Genomic DNA, 23,740 nt, shown 5'->3' with positions numbered 1-23,740 from the left:
AGTCTTTTCATTTTTAAAAAGAAACCAAGCATTGTATATTTAACAAAATACAAAATTCACATTCTATGAGCCAAACCTTTAAAACTATAGCTAAATTTCAGTATTCAACAGAAGCGCAGATAATAAAAGGCAGATTAGAATCTGAAGGTATCCAAGTATTTTTAAGTGATAATATAACTATAGATACAGACCCTTTGGTAAGTAATGCAATTGGTGGCGTTAAACTTAAAGTACTAACTACGGATGCTATGGAAGCACAACACATACTTGAAAGTATAAGTAAATACGCTATTAATGATGAAGGTAACGCCATCAATTGCCCAAATTGTGCTAGCACAGAGGTGCAGCTATTTTCTACAATAACCAGTTTAAAATCTTTTATAGCGTTTGTCTTTGGTTTTATTTCGGGCACACTTCCCTTCTACTCTAAAGATAAATACAGATGCGCAAATTGCAACACTGAATTTGATGTAAAATAAATGGACGACCAAACAATAAACTACATCAAAAAAGTACCAGTTTGGAAAACAGTAGCTGGGCTTATAATTGCGTGCTTCACTATCTTTGAATTCGTGACTGGAAATTATTATGCATTAGTAATTATTTCATTTAGTGTGCTTCTACTGCAAACAGAAGGCTGTCAAATCAATTTAAAAACAAAAACTTACCGGAATACCTATTCTATTCTAGGTCTTAATTTTGGAGCATGGGAACCTCTTCCTAATCCCAAATATGTTACTGTATTTGCTACTGATCAAATTACTGAAGTATGGGTTAGCACTGCATCAACCACAGTAACAGAAGATGTCTATGAAATTAATATTTTTTGCGAGAATAATAAAAAAATAAAAGCCAGTGTAAGTTATGACAAAAAAGAAGCCTTTAATATTGCTTTACTTTTTGCCGATAGTTTAAAGATCAATATGCTTGATGCAACTGTTTCTCAAGATTTTAAATGGATAGATGTAAATCATTACAAAACTACAGGTACAATTATCTACAAGGATTAGAGCAGGCGTTTAACATCCTCAAAAGCAGTCTTTAAAATTTTAATTACGTTTTCTATTTCATCTTCGTTTAAATGTCCAAACCCTAATCGTAGGGCACAAATAGCTTTATTTTGATACATAATAGTTTTAGGTAAAAACAGGTCATACGTTTTTGCTTTTTCGGCTAACTTTATAAGCGAAATTCTAGAATCAAAATTTAACCAAACCGCTAATCCTCCCGCTGGTACTTGCCACGTAGCATCGTTTTTAAAATAGGTGGTCAAACAAGCACATAAATAGTCACGTCTTTGCTTATAAATGGTAATATTTTTTTTAATTAAACGGTGAATTTCACCTTCAGAAATAAGTTCTGTCAACATTTGTTTCTGAATCAGATCCCCTTGTTTATCTAATATTTGCAAATAGTTTTTGGCTTCATTAATAATATTCTGAGGCGCAACGACAAACCCGATCTGAAAACTAGGAAAAAAAGATTGCCCTAATCGTCCTAAATAAATTACAACACCTTGCCCATCTGCACTAGCCATAGGCAACATGGCAGAACCATCAAACTGAAAATCGTAATCAAAATCGTCCTCAATTATCGCAAAATTGTAAGCTTTTGCTAGTTGCAATAATTTTAATCGGCGTTCTGCGGTCAGTGTTACCGCTGTAGGATATTGCCTATGCGCACAAACATACACACATCTAATACTATTTTTAGTGAAGTTTTTTTCAATAAAATCAACATCCATACCATTAGCGTCAACCGGAATAGTAATTATATTAGCACCTGCTTGTTGGAAAATCATATTAGATTTATAATGACTTAACGCTCCAACAATTACAACATCTTTTTCTTTTATTAACAATTGCGATACAATATACAAGCTCATTTCCGTACTTCTTGTACTTACAATGTTGTCTGGTTTAATATGAAATCCTCTTGTGGCATTTAAATAATTACACAACTGTTTGCTAAAAGTGGTATAAGATTGTTCTTGGGTTTGATTCCATTTTGAAATTAAAGCACCACGTTTCATTGATGCGCTGTACCATTTTGAAAATTGGTGTGTTGGATGCAATCTTAAATCCGGCTGTCCATCGTTAATAACATACTTACTTACAGAAAACTCTTCTGTAGAAGCTAAATTAAAAGAAGACTGAAACGGAAACCCTGCAACGTCCGGATATGCTTTTAGTTTATCCAAACCTTGTAAAACACCTTTTATGGCGGCTGTTTTCTTTTCTGGCATTAACACAAATGTGCCTTTATTTGCCACAATATCCACCCAACCTTGAGATGCTAACTCATCATAAACAGCAACTGCAGTATTTCTATTTATATCAAATAGTGTACTAAATTTTCGGGTTCCTGGTAAAGCAGTTCCTTCCGCTAAATAACCACGTTGAATAGCATTAATGATCTGTTGTGAGATCTGAATATAAATTGACGTGGTAGTCGATTTCTCAAAACTAATTAAAGATTCTAATATATTATCAACCGGACTACTCATTGTTTTAAAACTGGACTATTTTAATGATCCGGAAAGTTACGAATTTTGCACCGCAAAAATGCGAATAACTATTATTATGAAATTGACTTACTTATTTACTTTACTTGCTTTGTTTACAATAACAATACAAGCACAAGATCTAGAACAAGAACAAAAATTAGACTCTGTAATTATTACATCTTCTAGAATTGACTTACCGTTTAAAGAAAACTCTAGAACTATTACTGTTATTTCGTCTTCAGACATAAAAAACAGTGCAGCAACTAACGTCGCTGATGTATTGCAACAAGTTGCCGGTGTAGATATTAGACGTCGTGGAACAGCAGGTAGTCAAGCAGATTTATATATTCGAGGTGGCGGTTTTGACCAAACGTTATTACTAATTGACGGAATTAAAATGGATGATGCACAAACAGGTCATCACACCATGAACGCAGCTTTACCTCTTGAGGTTATTGAGCGTATCGAGATTATCAAAGGGCCCGCTGCCAGAGTATTTGGTCAAAATGCTTTTACTGGAGCTATTAATATTGTTACCAAGAAAAACTTGAACAACACGGTCTCTGTTAATTTAGAAACAGGTTCTTTTGGGCAATTAAATGGAGGTGTTACAGTTGGAACTGAATTAGAAAACTCGTCACACATCGTTCACGTTGGAAAAATGACATCAGAAGGTTATAGGAATAACTCGGACTACGACAATACTAATTACTTTATTAAAAGTGTATTTAATAAAAAAGCACAAGCAATAGAGATGATTACAACGTTTTCTGATCGTAAATTTGGAGCTGAAAACTTCTACACAACTAACCCTACTTTTAATGAGTATGAAGAAACTAAAAATAGCTTAGTAGGTTTTACTACTACTTTTAATACGGAGAAATTTAAAATCAAACCTCGTGTTTATTGGAAACGTAACGAAGACGAATTTTTACTAAGACGTGATGATCCTGCTTTTTATAGAAATTTACATATTACAGATAAAATTGGAGCCGAGGTTAATGCGTCTTACACGTCTGAAGCTGGTGTTACCGGTTTTGGTGTAGACATCTCTAAAATATACCTAAGAAGTAATAATTTAGGTAATCGTAATCGTTTTATGACAAACTTATTTTTAGAGCATCGTTTTAAACTTTTAGATAACAAATTAGATATCACACCTGGTATTGCTGTAACTTATTTTTCTGATTTTAAATTTCATGCATTCCCGGGACTAGATGTTGGTTACCAAATTAACAACGACTTAAAAGTGTACGGAAACATTGGTTATACTTACAGAATACCAACATATACGGATTTATATTACAGTGATTTTAGAACGTCTGGTAATGAAAACTTAGATCCAGAAGAAGCTTTTGCACAAGAAATTGGTGTTAAATACAATACCAATGGATTTAATATGTCATTAGCTTTATTTAATAGAGATTCTAAAAACCTAATTGATTATATCAGACCTAGCGAAATTGAAGAAATATATACAGCAACAAACATTGCAGAAGTAAACACTAAAGGTTTTGAGTTTAATACGTCTTACAACTTTAAAATCAGTAATTTTAATCAAACATTAGCTGTAGGTTATACGTTTTTAGAAGATGATATATTAGATCAAAACGAAGCATTATCGCGATACTCTCTAAATACATTAAAGCATCATTTTACAACACGTTTAAGTACACAATTACTTAAAAACCTTAGACAAAACATTGTTTATAAGCATGCGGAGCGCACAACAGGACAAAGCTACAATGTATGGGATGCTTCTTTAGTGTATACTTTAAAACAACTAGAGTTTACGGCTACTGCAAACAATATTTTTAACACAGATTACATCGAAACAGGATTTACACCAATGCCTCCAAGTAATGCGTTATTTGGATTACGTTACAACTTTAACTAAAGTGTAACAACAAAAACTACAATCCATTTGGTATCGTTTTAGTAACTTTGGCTCTTAAATTTGAAATTTGAAACTAAACCTTCAAGACATACCAAGAGTTAAAGCTATAACTAAGCAAGAGTTTATAAAACATTATTTTAAACCTCAAAAGCCAGTAGTTATAGAACAGTTTATTACAGACTGGCCTGCGTATACCAAATGGAATTTAGAGTATATTAAAGACGTGGCGGGAGACAAAATAGTCCCTTTGTATGACGACAGACCTGTTGATCACAAAGATGGATTTAATGAGCCTCACGCTAAAATGAAAATGAGTGACTATGTAGATTTATTGAAACGTGAACCTACAAAATTCAGAATATTTCTATGGAATATTCTAAAAGAAGTCCCTCAACTACAACAAGATTACACCTTTCCTGATTTTGGACTACGTTTAATGAAAGGGCTTCCTATGCTGTTTTTTGGCGGTCGCGATAGCTATACTTTCATGCATTACGATATAGATTTGGCTAATATTTTTCATTTTCATTTTGAAGGCGAAAAACAGATCATTTTGTTTGATCAAAACCAAAATCAACACTTATACAAAGTACCACATGCTTTAATTACTAGAGAAGATATAGATTTTTCTAATCCAGACTTTAAAAAATGGCCAGCACTTAAAAACGCTAAAGGTTGGCAATGCCAATTAAAACATGGCGAAATATTATATATGCCAGAAGGCTATTGGCATTACATGAAATATATTACACCAGGTTTTTCAATGAGCTTACGTGCAGTAGCTAGACGTCCAAAAAATTTAGGAAAAGCGATATACAATGTCTTTATAATGCGTAATTTTGACAACTTAATGCGACGCATAAAAGGTCAAAAGTGGATTGATTGGAAAAATAAAAAAGCCATATCAAACACAAATAACAAATTAAAAAAGGACTAAATACAATGAAAAAAGGACTACTATTAATTGCTTTATTACTAACTGCTGGATTAGTAAACGCACAAGTTTTTGAAGGTAAAGGAGATCAAAAATTTCAAATTGGTGCAAATTTCCAAGACAATGTTAACGGTATAGTATTGGCTTATGACTACGGTTTAGGAGAAAACATATCTGTTGGTATTGTTACCGGTTATGCTTTAAACCTAAGTAATGGTTTGTCTGCAAATTTTGAAGATAGATTTGAATTAGAGGGACGTTTTAATGCTAACCTAGGAAGTGTATTAAACATTAGTGATAATTTTGATGTTTACCCAGGTATTAGCTTAAGTTTAAAAAACTTTGGAGGTCACTTAGGGATGCGTTACTTTTTCTCTACTGGTTTTGGTGTTTTTACTGAATTTGGTACAACGTTCGCTAAATACAATTCAGAAATTTTAACACCTGCTGAAAAAATAAACAATCAATTTACAGTAAATTTAGGAGCTGTTTTTAACTTATAGTCAACCTATTACATTATAAAAAAACCTTTCATTTTTAGTAATGAAAGGTTTTTTTATGTCTTATTTTATCAACTCATTAGCTTTATCATAAACCAAAAAAGTTTCCCAACCACGATACAGCAAATAGTCTATTAACTTTTTTCTTCTTTTGTATTTATCCGTTTCTTTTAGAGAATTATTTCTTTTTTCGGCTAAATCATTAAAAACATCGATGTACTCCTCTTCATCTATTTCTTTTAACGCCTCATTTAGATTAAATTTGGATATCTCTTTTCGCTTTAGTTCAAGCGTGATTCGATATTTACCCCACTTTTTAATTCTGAACTTACCTCGAGCATAAGCTTTGGCAAAACGCTCTTCATTTAGAAAATTTTGCTCCAAAAGATGAACCACTATCATATCTGATGCTTCAGGTATCATATTCATATCTTTTAGTTTCTGCTTAACCTCTTTGTGACAACGTTCTTGATAAGCACAATAGTGTTCCAACTTTTTAGTTGCTTCTTCTACTGTGTACGACTCTTGACTTCTAACCATAAGTCAAAAATACACCATAAAAACCAAAAAAAAATAAACTCGCTATTTATGAAACATCCAAAATTACTTTTTGCTTTACTGATTTTTAATTATTTCGGCTTTGCTCAAAGTATAATTTATAACGAAACCTTTACCAACAGTCCCAATAAAGGTGCTATATACAATAACACAACAGGATTAACTGATATTGATTTATCCGGAGTAAACTGGACCATAGACGTTTCCGGAGCTGCATTTGACAATAATGGCGATAGATTTATAGTCGCAGGTAATCCTAGATTTTTTGAAGGGCGAGACATTGATGGTTTTGCAATATGGTATTCTCCCGTACTAAATATTACAGATTTTACAGACATCACTTTTGAATTAGAGGCCTATGACAATCGTCCTACATTTGATGACTTTGAAGCATCAGATTCTTTTACTACAGAATACAGTTTGGATGGTGGTGCTTGGCAAATAGCCGATACTAATGGTGTATTAGTGGATGATATTGACACTGTTACATTAGTGCGCCAAGTTGCTCCTTTATTAGGAAACACAATAGCCATAAGAGTTACTATGAGAAATAATGCTAATGCAGAACGTTACCGATTGGATAATATAAAAGTTAGCGGTGTAGCTTCTGCAAGCCCAAGAATAACAATTAATCCAGATACTAATTTAGTGTCTGGTTTAACCAATGTGGAAGGCAATGTAGATATTGTACCAGAAACCTTTACTGTGCTAGGAACGTCATTAACAAATGATGTTGTAATAACTGCTCCTTCAAGTTTTGAAATTTCATTGTCCCCTAATGGCGCATACTCCAACAGTTTAACATTAGCACTTACCGGAACCACTTTAGATTTAACCACCATATACACAAAACTAACATATGGATTAGCTGTTGGAACGTATAACGAAAACATAATTATAACTAGTACTGGAGCACCGTCCCAAAACGTAAACGCACAAGGTGAAGTGTTTGGTTATACTGCACCTTCAGATTGTAGCTCATTATTAATATCAGAATATCACGAAGCAAACAACGCCACTCCAGACGAAAGATATATCGAATTATATAACGCATCAAGTTCGCCTATTAGCCTTGCTAATTTTCAACTAGCAAGATTTACTAATGGCCGAATTAATTTTAACCCAACAATTAGAACTTTACCCAACACAGCTGTTATAGCGCCATACTCCACATACATAATTGCTAGAAACGGCTCAGAATTATGCGCAAACGGAACTGCCGATTATTGTAACAGCTCTGGCTTTTTTAATTTTGATGGTAATGATGTGATTGCTCTACAAACTGCAGAAGGAGTAAACATAGATGTTATTGGAGTATTAAATTCAAATACTAATTTTGCTCAAAATGTAAATCTTGTTAGAAACAACAACGTACAAGCACCAAGTACAACATACACAGTAACAGATTGGACTAGCTCTCCTTCAAACAACATCAATTTTCTAGGATATCATATTAACGATTGCGCCTGTTCTGGACCTGTCGTAACTTGGGACGGCTCAACATGGTCTAATGGCGTTGGTCCTAACATAAATACCCCTGTTGTAATTAACGGTCCTTTTACAACTGGCGTTGGTAGCGCTACTAGTTTTTCTGCTTGTCGCTTAACAATAAATGCTACAACAATTATTACCTCAAATTTTTATATTGAAGTAGAACACAATATTAATAATACAAATAAACTTATAGTTCAGACAGAAGGAACTTTAATTCAGAATAATGAAACTACTAAATTTATAAATAACTCTTCTGAAACATTCCCAATAGAAGTTGTAAAACGCACCGCTCCTTTTGTTGCTTGGTACGAATATACATATTGGGGTAGCCCGTTAACAGACGCTATACTTGAAGACCTAGTCCCAAATACAGCAAGTGGTAGAAAATTCACCTTTAATGGCGCTAATTTTAATGATGCGCTTGCCGAAGATTTAGGAAACAACAATACGTATACTGCGGGACAAGACGACGTAGATGACGAAGGAGATGATTGGCAATTTTACGCTACAGGACTAATGACTCCAGGTGTAGGATACGCAACCACCATGTCAGAAATAGACCTTGCAGCTCCTGGAGCGATGACAAACGGTATAAACCTAACCTTCTTTGGATCCGAAGCAAATTCTGGGGTGGTCAAAGTGCCTGTAGCCAGAAACGATGACTCTAACTTAGACAACAACTGGCAATTTATTGGTAACCCTTATCCAAGCGCAATAGATGCTACTGCTTTTTTTAACGAAAACACAACAACGCTAAGTACTGTTGATCCCGGAGTTATAGATGGTGCCATTTATTACTGGTCTCAAGCAACACCGCCATCCGCAACCACAATCGGTAACGAGCAGATTAACTTTAGCATCAACGATTATGCAATAATCAACTTTAGTGCTAACGTTGCCGGAGAGCGCTATGCTCCAAATAATTTTATTCCTTCAGGACAAGGTTTTTTTGTCAACTTTTCTGATAGCTATAGCAGTGCTGCGGGAGAAGTTGTTTTTAACAATAGCATGCGCGTTATTGGAAATAATGACCAATTTTTTCGTACTGAAAACACAAACTTAGATAATAAGCTTTGGCTTAACTTAACCTCGGATAATGGTGTATTTAGCCAAGTTGCAATTGCCTATCTTGATGGCGCCACTAATAATGACGATGGCCCATCATATGATGCAAGACGTTATTATAGTGGTGGCTCTGCCATGATAACCACGTTTGCCGAAAATAACGACATTCCGTTAGCAATACAAGGAAAGCACCCAGAGGGTTTAGATCTTGATGAAACAATTCGTCTGGGCTTAACAACAGGAATTACGTCACCAACAATTTATACGATTTCAATAGATCATTTTCAAGGTGACTTTTTCTCAAGCAATGCCATTTATTTAAAAGATAACTTTAACGACACCTACCAAGACTTAACAGTTTCGGACTATTCTTTTACTTCAGAAATGGGTGGTTTTGATAATAGATTTGAAATAGTCTTTACACAACCTGTTTTATCAATAGATCAACAAATTTTAGCATCCAATAGCTTATTAATAATTGAAGATAATAATAGCAACGTTACTTTTAAATTATCGAATAAGGAATTAACAATTAGCACTATTCAAATCTATGATGCTTTGGGCCGATTAATTTACAATCTTAAAGGTCAAAGCACCTCAGAAACTTATAATTTATCAAACCTTAGCCAGGCAGCTTACATAGTACAAATTGAATTAAATACTGGTCAAAAAATAAGGAAGAAGGCTATTAAAAAATAGATTAAAACACCCCTTTAAAGGTTAAACCAATCATGGTTTGACCTTTTTTTTTGCTCTTAAACCACTTTAATATAGCTTAACATAATGATAATATGTTTTCGTCGATTAAATAGTGCCTGTAATCGGTATTTTTATATATTTGTAGTAAACCACTTATAATCAACCGATACTATATTATCAAAACTTATTGCTGCCCTCAATTCCAATACGTTTATTATGAAAAAACCCCTCCTTGTTCTTTTAAACATTCTGTTTATAAATGTTTCATATAGTCAAATTATATCTGACGATTGCTCATCTTTAACTGCCAACTGGGCTTTTAATAGTGTCACTCAAGAATCTGGATATTGGCTCTTAAATAATGCCTCAGATTTTGTTATTTCCGAATCCTTCGATTTATGCCCTTACAGTTCTGCTGCATTAACAACACAACTAAGGTCTTTTGGATCGGGATCTGCACCAGAATGCACTATTGAAGTCTCCAATGACGACGGTATAACATGGACAGCAGCAAGTACAACAATTTCATCAATACCAAATTCCTATACAAATTATACTTTTTCATTTGGACCAATCACTAGCACATCCGTAAAAATAAGATGGAAAAAGACCGGAGGAACTAGAGGCTTACGAATTAACAATATTGAACTAACTGGATCAGGTAGCGGAAGCTGTGGACCACCGCCAGATATTATTCTAAATTCAAATAATCCTGCTAGTCCTGCCATAAATATAATAGAGGCATCAAATAACAACATTGTATACGCATTTAATTTATCTGTTTCAACTTCAAACGCATTGTTATCAACTGTAAATATCAATACTACTGGAACATATTTACCTTCAGATTTTGCAAATTTCTCATTATGGTACTCTACCAACTCATCACTTGATTTGGTTTCTGATATTTTATTAGATGACATTACAACTTCTTTAAGCACAGGTACACATACATTTTCAAATTTTAGTCAACTTATTAATAATGGAGATACCGGATATCTTTTTATAACTGTAGATGCATTGTGTGGAGTAAATTCTGGAAATACTATTGCTATTAATGCCATATCAACTTCAGATTTAACTTTTTCCTCAGGTAATAAAACTGGTATAGCTTACAGTAGTGATTCACACACAATCCAAGCAGCAACACCTAATAACGTAACTTTATTAACGTCCTTAAATTGCGAAAACAGTGCAACAACAATTAATTGGGTTAATCCAATAGATTGCTACGACACTATTTTAGTATTTGCTACTAACTCTAGTTTTTCAAGCGCCACGCCGTCCGGAAATGGCGACTTGTATGTGGCTAACAGCAACTATGGCCTAGGAACGTTTTTTGATGGAGGATTTTGCGTATACAATGGCACAGCAACCTCAGAAACTATTACTGCTTTAACTAATGGCACAAATTACACGTATAAGGTATTTACAAAAAATAACACGCTATGGTCCAATGGGATCGAAGTTTCCTGCTCCCCTCAAATAGAATATTGTAATGCTGGACCCACCAATTATGAAGATTCTGAAATAGAAAATGTTACTTTAATTGGAGAAAACAACACAATAACTAATAATACAACCGACCTATGCACGGGAGGAACAAGCGGTACCATAAATGATTATACCGCGCAAAGTGCAGATCTTAATATTGGAGGATCATACACATTAATTGTAGAATTTGGAGACTGCGATAATGGCACACAATATGATGGAGCAGCAGGTGTATGGGTAGACTGGAATAATGATGGTGATTTTAATGATACTAACGAAACAATCACCCTATTAAATATTGCAACAGGAAGTGGAAATATAATAGAAAATATAACTATCAATGTTCCAATAACTCAACCTACCGGAAATTACAGAGTAAGAATTATTCAAGAAGAAGGTGGTAGTTCGGCAACCATATCTCCTTGTGCAACATTTAACTGGGGATCCATAGAAGATTACACAATAGAAGTTATTGCTGCGTGCACAGCTACACACTCTATAACAAGTTTCACCCCTTCTTCGGGCCCAGAATTAAGTCATATAACAATAAATGGACTAGGCTTTACCCCAAGTACATCCGTGACCTTTAATGGTAGTTCTGCAAACATAATTTCTCAAACAGCAACGACCCTTCTTGTAGAAATCCCTGCCAATGTAACATCAGGAGACATAATTGTAACAGAAGGAGGCTGTCCCGTAACATCAGGAACAAATTTTACCGTTTTAACTACCTCAGGAAGTTGTATTGATTCAACTAATTTTACTGATTTAATCATTACAGAAGTTTATGATTCTAACTCTGGAAACGGTTGGTATATAGAATTATACAACCCAACAAACACATCCATAGATTTAAATGCATCAGGTACTGATTTTGAAATAGAGCGATTTGGAGATGTGGGAGACGCTAGCCCTACAAGAACCATAGACTTAACAGGAACTGTTGCTGCTAACAGCGTCTTTAGTTTAAGAGTCGGAAGTGCATCACCAAACCCTTGTAATACATCCGTTTTTGATTTCACGGAATATAATGCTGGAATTAATGAAAATGATGAAGTTAAATTAACAAAAAACGGTGCTCCACATGATGTAGTAGAGTGCCCAAATAATATTGGCTACTCAATCCTAAGAAACACGTCTTCCTCGGGACCATCAACCACTTACAACGGACTGGATTGGAACACTAATACTACAGAATCTTGTTTAGATTTAGGTACATTTATTACGCCGTCCACTTTACCATCCGTATCATCAATAAATAATCTTTCTGACTGTAATAACACTTCTTTTTCAGTAACAGCCACACCCGGAAATAGCGGTACTTTATCTTATCAATGGTATTATAACAATAAGGTTTCTACCAATTGGACAGCCATATCTTCATCTAGTTTCTCTCCCGGAATTACTACCGGAAATACTTCTAACGTAATAACTATATCTGGATACAACTTAGATGACTTTCAGTTTTATTGTGAAGTGACAGAAGATGCATCTTGCTCAAAATTAACCAGCGTAGTACAAGCAAATTCAAACACAACAACATGGACTCTAGGAGCTTGGGACAACGGAACACCTAGTTTAACAACGCAAGCTATTATAAATGACGACTACAATACCAGCATTAACGGAAACATAGACGCTTGCAGTCTAATAATTAACCCTTCCTATCTTTTAATAGTTTCAAGTAACAATTATGTCAAAGTTCAAAATAATATCACTAACAACGGAACATTATTAATAAACGATTCGGGTTCTGTTGTTCAAATTAATGATTCGGGGACTTATGATGATTCCGGAAGTAGCGACACCAATCCAACCACAGTAGAGCGTCTTACAGCCACTATAAGCGATTGGTATGAATATACTTACTGGAGCAGTCCTGTAACTAATGAAACAATTGGAAACGCTTTATTTCAAGCAGATGCCAATAGACGCTTTAGTTTTATTGCTGCAAATTTTGTAGATAGTACTTACGAAACAAATAATGACAACACAACTACCGTAGGTGCGGGTGTTGATGATATTGACGATAATGGAGACGATTGGCTATCACAACCACCAACAGCACAAATGACACCTGGGGTTGGATATGCAGCAACACATTCTACAGCTGCTTTTGCTGGCACTAACAATTACAATTATTCTTTTAGAGGACCTTTAAATAATGGCGTAATTACTGTTCCTGTGGAAAGAAATGATGCAGAACTTGGAGACTCTAATTGGAACTTAATAGGAAACCCTTATCCTTCTGCAATAGATGCAAAATTATTTTTTGACGAGAACACGTACTCAACAAATCCAGCGACAGGAACCTTAGATGGTGCCATACACCTATGGTCACACTCCACACCTCCATCCTCGACAGCTAACGGAAACGAAATATTAAACTTTGATTTAAATGATTATATTGTAATAAATTACACAGGATCTTCTGTCTCTGGAGTGACTAGTCATGTTGCCTCTGGACAAAGCTTTTTTACAACTTTTTCTGATGCCCTACCAACCACAACAGGAACTGTAACATTCAACAATAGTATGCGTGTGGATGGTAATAATAATCAATTTTTCCGAGCAAGTAATCAATCTGCAGAAAACAAGTTATGGCTAAAACTAACAAGTGATTCTGGATTAAAAGATAATATTCTAATTGGATATGTTAATAGTGCTACTAGTGGTAATGATGGAGATGCCTATGACGCTAAAGCGAATGGTTCTTACACAAAAAGCATGACCTTCTACTCACTTATACCTACTGTAAACAGAAAATTTAGTATTCAAGGTAAAGCCATTAATGATTTAGATATTGATGAAACCATTGCTATTGGATTCTTAAACAACTTAGATACACCAACAATTTACACCTTTAGTATAGCAGAACTTCAAGGTGATTTTTTAACAAACAATACAGTCTATTTAAAAGATAACTTAACCTCAACTACATTTAATTTATCTGATAACGATTACAGCTTTACTTCGCCTGTAGGCGAATTTAATAGTAGGTTTGAGATTGTTTTCAAAGACAACAGCCTATCTATTGATCAATACAATTTAACTGCTGATAATTTATTAATAATTGAGGATAGCAATAACAACGTTACTTTTAAATTACCTAACAAAGACGTAACACTTAAAACAATCAAAATCTATGATGCCTTAGGCAGACTAATCTATAATCTAAAAGCCCAAAACACGTCAGACACCTTTAACCTCTCTAATCTTAGTCAGGCTACTTATATTGCACAAATAGAATTGAGTAATGGTAAAATAATTAGAAAAAAAGCGGTAAAAAAATAGCTAGAAATTCGTGTTAACAAATTCGTTTAATGTCTTTCAATTTTACAAACTATACTTTAAAGAAACAATAAGGTTTCTACCTGGAGCAGCTATACCAGAAGAATATGTTCTATAACGTTGGTCAGAGATATTCTCTAAAGCAGCTGTTACGGTAACATCATTACCTATTTGATATTGTGTTCTAAAATTTAAAGTGTGCCAAGAAGGCGAGTAAGGGTTTCCGTTTTGATCTAAAGCGTAGATATAATCTTTCTCAGCTTCAGAAGGCGCTAATTTATTATTTGCTAATGCATTGTTATAATTAACAAATGCATCTAGTTTTAATCTATTTTTTTGCCAAACTAAATGTGTATTTCCAAAACTTGGAGCCACATGTCTTACCGGTACTTCAACACCATCTGTTTCTTCAATACCACCAATAAGATTATATTGTGACGTTAATTTAAATGCTTTTGAAAAATTTACTTGTGCTCCTATTTCAAAACCATAAATCCAGGATTTTGAAGCATTTTGTATGGATTGTACCGTACTTAACTCACCATCATAAATAATTTGTGATTCGCCATTTAAAGTCCCATCACGTCTTACTAACGCATTATCCAAGTAAGTATAATAAGTCGCCATATCTAGGATTACTACTTTATTAAAATTAAGCTTCAACCCAAGTTCTCCACTATAGGCATATTCTGGATCCAAATTATCATTTGGCACAACAACAGAGCCTGGTTCTGAATCAAAGACCTTACCAATATCATCAATATTTGGTGCCCTAAAAGCAGAAGACAAATTAAATTTCCATTGTAAAATTGGATTAGGTAACCACGTAACACCAGCAGTACCTGTTAAAGCATTTGCTGTATTATTAGATTCTGTAAAAGGTAGATTTAAAAACTGATTATTTTCTGTAAAATCGGCTTTTTGAGTAACCATATTATAACGTAATCCTGATTGAAACACAAACTTAGTGTTGGGTTTATACTTATAGCTTGCATACACTGCTGCACTCTGCCATGTTGCACCATCGGGATATCTGGATACCGTTTTTTGAGTTGTATTAGTCTCTAGATTTTCAACATAACCTATAGACCCGACTGTATTGTAAACATATTCAAAACCATAAAATAACTTTGAAGTCTGGTGTAATTGTTTTTCAAAATCTATATTAAAAGATAATGCATCCACAGACTCTTCTCTGACGTTTCTTTCCACTTCCTGAAAATCACGATCCATTCTACTTTCTTGAAAATTCTGATATGCTAAAGTGGCTTTTATATTATCATAAAACAAAGCATTACTACTTCGTTTTGTAACACTCACATTAGACATAAACCATTTTTGAGGACCATAATTCCATTCTGCAGACCTTAAATCATCGCCTCTATAACGTATTAACCTATCGTATCTTGGATAATCTGATGTTGCTGTATAAAACACCCCTAAATCAACATCTAAATCTTCAGCAGCCTTATAGCTTACTTTTTGCATCAAGTTAATTTGATTATATCCTGTAAACTTCTGAACTCTTGAATCATTATTTTGCACGATAACATCCTGATTATTTTGAGTAACCACAAATTCTGGCCTTAAATAATCATCTGGACCATGACTACCCATGGTTAAATCATTAAAATCAGTATAACTTACATTTGACAGAAATGCCCATTTTTTATAGCCAACATTAACATCAATATGCGCTGTTTTTTCCTGGCTAGCTGTTGCATACCTCAATAAGACATTACTCTTAATATTTAAAGTATCAGAAAATGAAAACTCTGGTTTTTTTGTGTAAAAACTCATAACACCTCCAATGGCATCACTACCGTAAATAATAGATCCTGCACCTAACGTCACTTCTGTGTTTTGAATAGACAAAGGATCGATAGAGATAACATTTTGAAGATTTCCGCCTCTAAAAATAGCATTATTCATACGTACTCCATCCACTGTAATTAATAGCCTATTAGTAGAAAACCCTCTTATCATAGGACTTCCACCTCCCAACTGACTTTTTTGAATATAAACCTGACCTGTACCTTCTAATAAGTCTGCACTTGTTTGCGGATTATTAAAAGAAACGTCTTTTGCCGTAATGGTTGCAATGGTTTTAGGAATGTCTTTTTTTCTTTGCCCAAAATTTGAGGCAGAAATAACAATCTCATCCAAGCCTTGCTGACCAGCCATTAAATACACACGTCCGTTTTGGATATTACTTTTTTTTATTGTTTTTAATTTATGAGAAATATGCTGAAAATAAAGCAACTCGGTAGCCATAAAGGCATCCAAATTAGCCTGACCATTAAGATCCGTAATTTCGCTTTTAGATTTATCTTTATTATAAATAGCGACTCCAAATACAGGCTCGTTAGTAGTTTTATTTAACACCTTAATAGTCTGTGCTGAAACAGAAAACGAGACCAAAAAGAGTAAACAAATACTAATAAGAAACTTCATATATTTAATTAAAAACGTCATTAAGAATTTGTAAAGATTTAGGCTTTTTAAAACTCCCCAAATGTAATTCAAAATATACTAAAATAAGAGCCAAAAAAGACTGTCTTTGCTTGGCATTAATTTTAATACCATCTAAATCATCAAACGTTGTGCCTAAAAGCTGTTTTAGTAGTGTTAAATTTTCACCCGTAACATTGTACTTAGAAACACTTTCATCTTGAAATTCGCCATCATATAAATTAAAACACAAAGCGGTTTCCATTTCTGTTTGATCTGGATAAAACCCCAAGTATTTTGTTAGCTGCAACAGAAACAATAAATGAAAATTAGAATAACTATCATTGGTATCCAACCATTGCAAAGTTGTCTGAATATAGCTATATAAAGCATCATTCTGCTCTTCCTCTTGTAAAGCATGTGCTAGTACTTCTGCCAGAAACATAACAATAGCACTCTTTAAAATATTAGTATGAAGCGAAGCATATAAAAAATCTGTTTTAATATCTTTTATATATTGTAAAGACCGATTTGGTTTGTAGTCTGTGTTTAACTGTAATTGTGATAATGGCTGAAAATAGGCCACTTTTTTATTACTCTTTTTAGAAGTCAAAACGCCTTTTAGCAAATAACTAACAACACCTTGTTTTTGAGTATAACACTTTACAATAAGGTCATTATCTTTAAACCGTAGTTTGGACAGTACAATTGCATTTGTAGTTGTTAACATTATCTAACAACCATTAATTTTAGCACTTTAGTCTCAAAAGTATCTAAATCGTTAAGCATGATTAAATACACGCCAGATGCTACAATATTTCCACCCAAATTTTTACCATTCCATAAAGCCGTACCTCCATCTATTTCTAGATTATAGCCTTGAAATCTACCATTAGTTCTAGACTGTGCTTCTGCCACCAAATTACCTTCAATATCAGTAATTTTTATATTAACATTCTCTGATATGTCTCTAATCTTAACTTTATCCGTTAAAATATTAAAGTTTGGTCTTACAGGATTAGGATAAACATAGGCGTTTTCTAAAGTCGACTGCGGTTTAGATGCATCAGATTTAAAAGACACCAAGCCTTTATCTGTTGCAATATAAATCATTCCGTTTACATCATCTATAGACACATCCAACACGTCATTAGTTGGTAAAGGAGAATTATCTTTTGTAAAATGAAAGATGGTACTTTGTCCGTCTGAAGAGAAATAATACAGTCCTGTATCTAAAGTTCCAATCCACTTATTATTTGAGCCATCTACCTCAATATCTGTTATGTATTGTTGGAATAATAACTCTCTAGGAACACCATCATCTAAAACAATAATATCATCTACTTCTGGTGTACCCGTTATAAAGTCCGTAGTATTATAAATAACCCTCAACCCTTTATCTGTTCCTACCCATAACTGCCCACTTCTATCAATGGTTAAAGCTGTAATAGCGTTTGATGGCATAGCATCTTCTTCTGAAACAGTATTAAAAGCTCCGCTACTTTCATCATAACCAATAATTCCATAATTATAAGAGCCCGTAAAAATAGTATTATTAGCATCTGTAGTTATAGCTGCAAATCCTTTGTTACTTTGTGCAGGCTCAATAACCTCCAAAAAACTAAAAGACGACCACTGCCCTTCCCTAAACTTATTTAAAGGAGAATCATACCTACTGTTCATAACCCATAGTGATCCAGCAGCATCAAAAACAGAGGCATGCACAAAATGATTGATTGTGAAAAATGGATTTATAGTACTATTCTCTCCAGTATAAAAAGTTACAGGAACATTGTTTTCTAATTTTAAAAGCCCACCTATTGAAGAACTTATATAAGCAATTTCAGGATTAAGGGGATCCACAGAAATATGAGACAAAGATCTAGGATTATTGGCAGCAGCCAAAATAGTATCATAACTTACGTTTTGCCAAGACTCATCAAAAAAGTGACTAATACCAGCCCTAGACGTTGCTACCGCGTATGGATTAAAACTAACATCATAACCACCATGTGTTCCATAAATATGACCTGGAGCTACTTCAATTTTAAAAAAATTATTTAGCAAAGGACCACTAGGATGTATTTCCTCTAATATAGACGTATCAGTTATTGACGTCTTCAATACTCCAAATCCTGTTTTACCTATTCCTACAGTCCCTTCCGTACCAATATAAATTTGGTCAGTATCATCCATTAAAGCACAGGTATAATTGGAGCTAAATTCTGCATTATTACCAACCTGGGCTATACCCGAAAAGCCCACAGGATTATAAATATAAACCTCTTTTTGCGTCGTTACTATCAACTTGCTATCAAAGACTCTAAAATCTGTAATAAAGTTAGGATATGTTGCCTTAAGCTGCAATGCACCACTAACCAATTCATAAACCTTTCTGCTTGCATCCGCCGCAAACAATTGTGTACCTACTGCTTCAATTCCGACCCAATTACCGCCATTAACTTGCTCCCACTCTTGGTAGTCAATTAAATTTGGATTAATTACTGCTCCTCTTTTAATTCCAGTTGCAGTTGCTGCATAAATATCACCATCAAAAATTGTGGTTTGAGAAATTATTATTTGCGAACCTCCCGCACCAATATAATACGTATCACCAAACTCTAAGCCCTCTAAATCATACACTGAAATACCATAATCTGTTGCTATGTACAACGTATCATCAACTAAGTTAAAATGATTAATTTTTTTATCACTTTGAGGAATTGTTGGTTTTTCTAAAATATCTACAACCGATAAAACCGCGTTATCACTCTCGTCATATATTTGAATTAACCCGTTTTCGAAACCCAGAAATAATAAGCCACGGTCTTCAGCATATTTTATAACTGATATCTCCTCTCCTGACAAGCCATGTATTGTAGAAATAGTTTCGATCTCGTTACTATTTTTATTATACACAAAAACAGCATTTTCTGATGCACCAAAAACCCTGTCAGCACCTTGAGATACATCTTTAATATTTAAATATGAGAAATAGCCCGTCCATTGATCAGAAAAATCTTGGGCATTAGTTAGTTGTAAAGTTAAAAAACTTAAACACAGAAAAAACAATTTAAGATTAGTCTTATTTGTCAGCATTATTTTAAAATCAACTATTAAAACTCAAAAATACCACAATTTATTGTATCCCTAAGCGTATATAAAACACTAAAAAACCCCTAACCTTAATAAGGTTAGGGGTTTTAATATATAAACTGTTTTTATCTACACAACTCCTTGTGCTAACATAGCATCAGCGACCTTTACAAAACCAGCAACATTTGCTCCTTTTACGTAATCTACTGTACCATCTTTTTGTGTACCATACTGTACACAAGAAGCGTGAATGTCTTCCATAATTTGGTATAACTTAGCATCAACCTCTTCTCTAGTCCAATTGTAACGTAAAGAGTTTTGACTCATTTCTAAACCTGAAGTTGCAACACCTCCTGCATTAGATGCTTTTCCTGGAGAGAACAATACTTTAGCTTTTTGAAGTACTTCAATAGCTTCTGGTGTTGTTGGCATGTTTGCTCCTTCTGCAACCACTAATACGTTGTTTTTAACCAACATTTCAGCTTCAGCTTTATCCAACTCGTTTTGAGTTGCACATGGCATTGCTATATCACAATTAACACTCCAAGGTCTTTCTCCTTTGTGGAACGTCGCAGATGTATACTTATCTGTATACTCGCTAATTCTACCTCTGTTAATGTTTTTAATTTCCATGATATATGCTAATTTCTCAGCATCTATACCATCTTTATCGTGAATGTATCCAGAAGAATCTGACATTGTCACAACGGTACCACCTAACTCAGTTGCTTTTTCACAAGCATATTGAGCTACGTTTCCTGATCCAGAAATAACAACTGTTTTTCCATCAAAAGAATCGTTTTTAGTAGCTAACATATTTTTTGCAAAATACACCGTACCATAACCAGTAGCTTCTGGTCTGATTAAAGATCCTCCATAAGATAATCCTTTTCCTGTCAGTACTCCTGTAAATTCGTTTGTCAAACGCTTATATTGACCAAACATATAACCAATCTCACGTCCTCCAACACCAATATCTCCGGCTGGCACATCCGTGTTTGCTCCAATATGTCTAAACAATTCTGACATAAAAGATTGGCAAAAACGCATGACTTCGTTATCACTTTTTCCTTTTGGATCAAAATCACTTCCTCCTTTTCCTCCACCCATTGGTAAAGTTGTTAGAGAGTTTTTAAATACTTGTTCAAAACCTAAAAACTTTAAAATACTAAGGTTTACAGATGGGTGAAAACGCAACCCTCCTTTGTAAGGTCCAATAGCTGAGTTAAACTCTACTCTAAAAGCTCTGTTTACTTGCGTGTTTCCTTTATCGTCAATCCAAGGCACTCTAAAAATTATTGTACGCTCAGGTTCTACCATACGCTCCAATAACATTTTACCTTGATATTTTGGATTTTCTTCTATAAACGGAATTACCGTTTCTGCAACTTCGTGTACTGCTTGTAAAAACTCTGGCTCATTACCATTTTTTTGTTTTACTAAGTCTAAAAATGCTTCAATTTTATCTTTCATTATGTAAATAATTACGATACTGTTATACAATCCATAAAAATGTAGAACAAAGATACATTATCTTTAATACAGCACCTACTTTTTTTTTATTTTCGCAATCGTTATAGTTGATATTAACGTTTCTTTAATAATTCATATTTATGATGCGTTTTATCTGTAAAATTTGTATGTTCGTCGAGATTTTATATATTTGCCGAACAAATTGTTAATAACAAAGCCGTATTATGCTTAACCCTAAACACTTGATACTAGTTGTACTTATCTTATTAAGTACCAGCAGTGCATATGCGCAACTAGGCTTTTCTCACGAAATAGGTATCATTACAGGACCTGTCGCTTTTAAAGCTGACTTTGGAGAACGTTTAGATTCTGACACCAATGCTGGTAATACCGGTTTTGGAATTGGACTAGTACATTATATCAACTTTGCTTATCAAGCGGATTGTAATTGTTACACAACAGACAATTATTTTAATGATCATTTTAAATTACGTACAGAAATTTCCTTTAATAAAACCAAACTAAATCATTTAGGTAAATGGGTAGAAGACTCAAGAACTAGTGACGAGGCAGATAAATTAAGAGCACATACCGGAGAGGCTAACAATTTTGATATTGGAATGCAATTAGAATTTTTTCCGTTAAGTATTAGATCTTTTCAAGCTTTTGGATATAAACTAGCACCTTTTGTTAGTTTAGGCGCGCACTACGTATCTTATAACCCAAAAGTATATACAGATTATGATAATGGCACCAATGATGTTGGTAACGTTTTAGATAATAATAATTTTTACTCAGGTTGGGATCCTGGTTCTATTAATCCCGATTCAGGTTCTACGTGGTCTGTAGTTTCCAGTATTGGTGTTAGATATAAGCTAAATATGCTGTCTGATTTAATGATAGATCTTAGAGGACAATATTACTTTAGCGACTGGGTAGATGGTTTAGACCACCAATTAAATTCGAACAAATACAATGACTGGTTAGTTTGGCTAAATGTAGGTTACATTTACTACTTAGATTAGACTCAAATTAAAACATAAGTTTATAAAAAAAGCTCAAGTTAACACTTGAGCTTTTTTTATGCACCACTATTTAGGCTATCAATTAACCTATTAACCTAAGGCTTGTTTTAGATCGTTAATTAAATCTTCTTCATCCTCAATACCAACACTTAATCTAATCATACTGTCAACAACACCTATCTTTTCTCTCTCTTCCTTAGGGATACTAGCATGTGTCATACTTGCTGGATGACCACACAACGACTCCACACCTCCTAAAGATTCTGCCAATGTAAAGACCTTAAGGTTTTCTACCACCTTAATTGCGTCTTCGTAATTGTTTCCTTTAGTTACAAAACTAACCATACCACCAAAATCTTTCATTTGTGATAATGCAATATCATGATTAGGATGATTCTTAAATCCTGGCCAATACACTGTTTCAATTTTAGGATGTGTATTTAAAAATTCGGCTACAGCCTTACCATTTTCGCAATGACGTTGCATTCTAACGTGCAAGGTTTTAATTCCGCGTAAAGCTAAAAAGGCATCTTGTGGTCCACAAATAGCACCACTTGCATTCTGGATAAAATATAATCTTTTTGCTAAATCTTTATCTTTTACAACTAATGCGCCCATAACCAAATCGCTATGTCCACCAAGGTATTTTGTTGCGGAGTGCATTACAATATCCGCGCCCAGATCCAAAGGTTGTTGTAAATAAGGCGTTGCAAAGGTATTATCCACTGCAAGTAACACCTTATGCTTTTTAGCAATTTTTGCAGCAGCTGCAATATCTATAATATTTAGCATTGGGTTAGTTGGTGTTTCTACCCAAATTAACTTTGTGTTTTTATTTACGTAATCTTCAATATTGGCAGCATTTTGCATGCCTACAAAATGAAACTTAATACCAAAACCTTCAAAAATTTTAGTAAACAAACGGTACGTCCCACCATACAAATCGTTGGTAGAAATAACCTCATCTCCTGGCTGCAATAACTTTAACACAGCATCAATAGCAGCTAATCCAGAACCAAAAGCCAATCCAAACGCTCCGTTTTCCAAACTAGCAAACGCATTTTCTAAAGCCTGACGTGTTGGGTTATGACTTCTAGAATACTCAAAACCTTTGTGTCCTCCTGGTGTTGTTTGTGCGTAAGTAGAGGTTTGATATATTGGTGGCATCACTGCGCCGTATGCTGGATCAGGTTTTTGACCGCCATGTATTGTTTTTGTATTAAATTTCATGAGGAAATTTTTTGTTAGCAACAAAAA

15 protein-coding genes are annotated in these 23,740 nt (G+C 34.1%); 8 read left to right on the top strand and 7 right to left on the bottom strand.

Annotation, left to right across the window (positions count from 1 at the left end):
* The first annotated feature begins 65 nt into the window (after positions 1-65).
* Complete coding sequence (locus tag ACZ2G2_RS06810) at positions 66-479, top strand: putative signal transducing protein (protein ID WP_470394677.1); 414 nt, start codon at positions 66-68, stop codon at positions 477-479.
* A complete protein-coding gene (locus ACZ2G2_RS06805) occupies positions 480-1,010 on the top strand; it encodes a hypothetical protein (RefSeq protein WP_470394676.1) in 531 nt (176 codons plus the stop codon). It begins immediately after the preceding gene.
* Here the strand turns inward: ACZ2G2_RS06805 and ACZ2G2_RS06800 are convergent.
* Positions 1,007-2,506: an aminotransferase-like domain-containing protein gene (locus ACZ2G2_RS06800; RefSeq protein ID WP_470394675.1), complete on the bottom strand. Its 1,500-nt coding sequence runs from the start codon at positions 2,504-2,506 to the stop codon at positions 1,007-1,009. The genes ACZ2G2_RS06805 and ACZ2G2_RS06800 overlap by 4 nt on opposite strands.
* A 76-nt stretch (positions 2,507-2,582) precedes the next feature.
* Between ACZ2G2_RS06800 and ACZ2G2_RS06795 the strand changes: the two genes are divergently transcribed.
* The 3 genes from ACZ2G2_RS06795 (at position 2,583) to ACZ2G2_RS06785 (ending at position 5,840) form a co-directional block, all read left to right on the top strand.
* Entirely contained in the window at positions 2,583-4,403 is a 1,821-nt protein-coding gene (locus ACZ2G2_RS06795) for a TonB-dependent receptor plug domain-containing protein (protein ID WP_470394673.1), read from the top strand.
* Positions 4,404-4,470: 67 nt separating this feature from the next.
* Positions 4,471-5,340, top strand: a complete 870-nt coding sequence (locus ACZ2G2_RS06790) for a cupin-like domain-containing protein (RefSeq protein WP_090836747.1) — start codon at positions 4,471-4,473, stop codon at positions 5,338-5,340.
* Between the two features lie 5 nt (positions 5,341-5,345).
* Positions 5,346-5,840 (top strand): DUF6646 family protein, encoded by a 495-nt coding sequence (locus ACZ2G2_RS06785; RefSeq protein WP_101202101.1) that lies wholly within the window; start codon positions 5,346-5,348, stop codon positions 5,838-5,840.
* A gap of 60 nt (positions 5,841-5,900) precedes the next feature.
* Here the strand turns inward: ACZ2G2_RS06785 and ACZ2G2_RS06780 are convergent, their stop codons facing one another.
* Positions 5,901-6,377: a regulatory protein RecX gene (locus ACZ2G2_RS06780; protein ID WP_090836751.1), complete on the bottom strand. Its 477-nt coding sequence runs from the start codon at positions 6,375-6,377 to the stop codon at positions 5,901-5,903.
* Between the two features lie 48 nt (positions 6,378-6,425).
* Between ACZ2G2_RS06780 and ACZ2G2_RS06775 the strand changes: the two genes are divergently transcribed.
* Both ACZ2G2_RS06775 and ACZ2G2_RS06770 read left to right on the top strand, forming a co-directional pair.
* Complete coding sequence (locus tag ACZ2G2_RS06775) at positions 6,426-9,653, top strand: lamin tail domain-containing protein (RefSeq protein WP_470394670.1); 3,228 nt, start codon at positions 6,426-6,428, stop codon at positions 9,651-9,653.
* Positions 9,654-9,869: 216 nt separating this feature from the next.
* Entirely contained in the window at positions 9,870-14,441 is a 4,572-nt protein-coding gene (locus tag ACZ2G2_RS06770; protein WP_470394669.1) for a GEVED domain-containing protein, read from the top strand.
* A gap of 42 nt (positions 14,442-14,483) precedes the next feature.
* Here ACZ2G2_RS06770 and ACZ2G2_RS06765 read toward each other — a convergent pair whose 3' ends face one another.
* From ACZ2G2_RS06765 to gdhA, 4 genes are all read right to left on the bottom strand, one after another.
* The gene (locus ACZ2G2_RS06765; protein ID WP_470394667.1) at positions 14,484-16,892 is read right to left on the bottom strand and encodes a TonB-dependent receptor; all 2,409 of its coding nucleotides are present in this window, start codon (positions 16,890-16,892) and stop codon (positions 14,484-14,486) included.
* Between the two features lie 4 nt (positions 16,893-16,896).
* On the bottom strand, positions 16,897-17,619 hold the full coding sequence (gene recO / locus ACZ2G2_RS06760) for a DNA repair protein RecO (RefSeq protein ID WP_470394665.1): 723 nt from the start codon (positions 17,617-17,619) through the stop codon (positions 16,897-16,899).
* Entirely contained in the window at positions 17,619-19,988 is a 2,370-nt protein-coding gene (gene porZ, locus ACZ2G2_RS06755; protein ID WP_470394663.1) for a type IX secretion system anionic LPS delivery protein PorZ, read from the bottom strand. Before porZ ends, recO begins: the two co-directional genes overlap by 1 nt.
* A gap of 126 nt (positions 19,989-20,114) precedes the next feature.
* A complete protein-coding gene (gene gdhA, locus ACZ2G2_RS06750; RefSeq protein ID WP_101202106.1) occupies positions 20,115-21,458 on the bottom strand; it encodes an NADP-specific glutamate dehydrogenase in 1,344 nt (447 codons plus the stop codon).
* Positions 21,459-21,682: 224 nt separating this feature from the next.
* Between gdhA and ACZ2G2_RS06745 the strand changes: the two genes are divergently transcribed.
* Positions 21,683-22,483, top strand: a complete 801-nt coding sequence (locus ACZ2G2_RS06745; protein ID WP_470394661.1) for a THC0290_0291 family protein — start codon at positions 21,683-21,685, stop codon at positions 22,481-22,483.
* A gap of 90 nt (positions 22,484-22,573) precedes the next feature.
* On the opposite strand, the gene ACZ2G2_RS06740 is transcribed toward ACZ2G2_RS06745, so the two are convergent.
* Positions 22,574-23,713 carry a cystathionine gamma-synthase gene (locus ACZ2G2_RS06740; protein WP_470394659.1) on the bottom strand — a complete coding sequence of 380 codons (1,140 nt, stop codon included), beginning with the start codon at positions 23,711-23,713 and terminating at the stop codon, positions 22,574-22,576.
* Between the last annotated feature and the right edge of the window lie 27 nt (positions 23,714-23,740).

The organism is Olleya sp. KKT75 (assembly GCF_055635485.1).
Note: the sequence above shows the minus strand (reverse complement) of the source record. Positions and strands in the feature narration are given on the sequence as shown.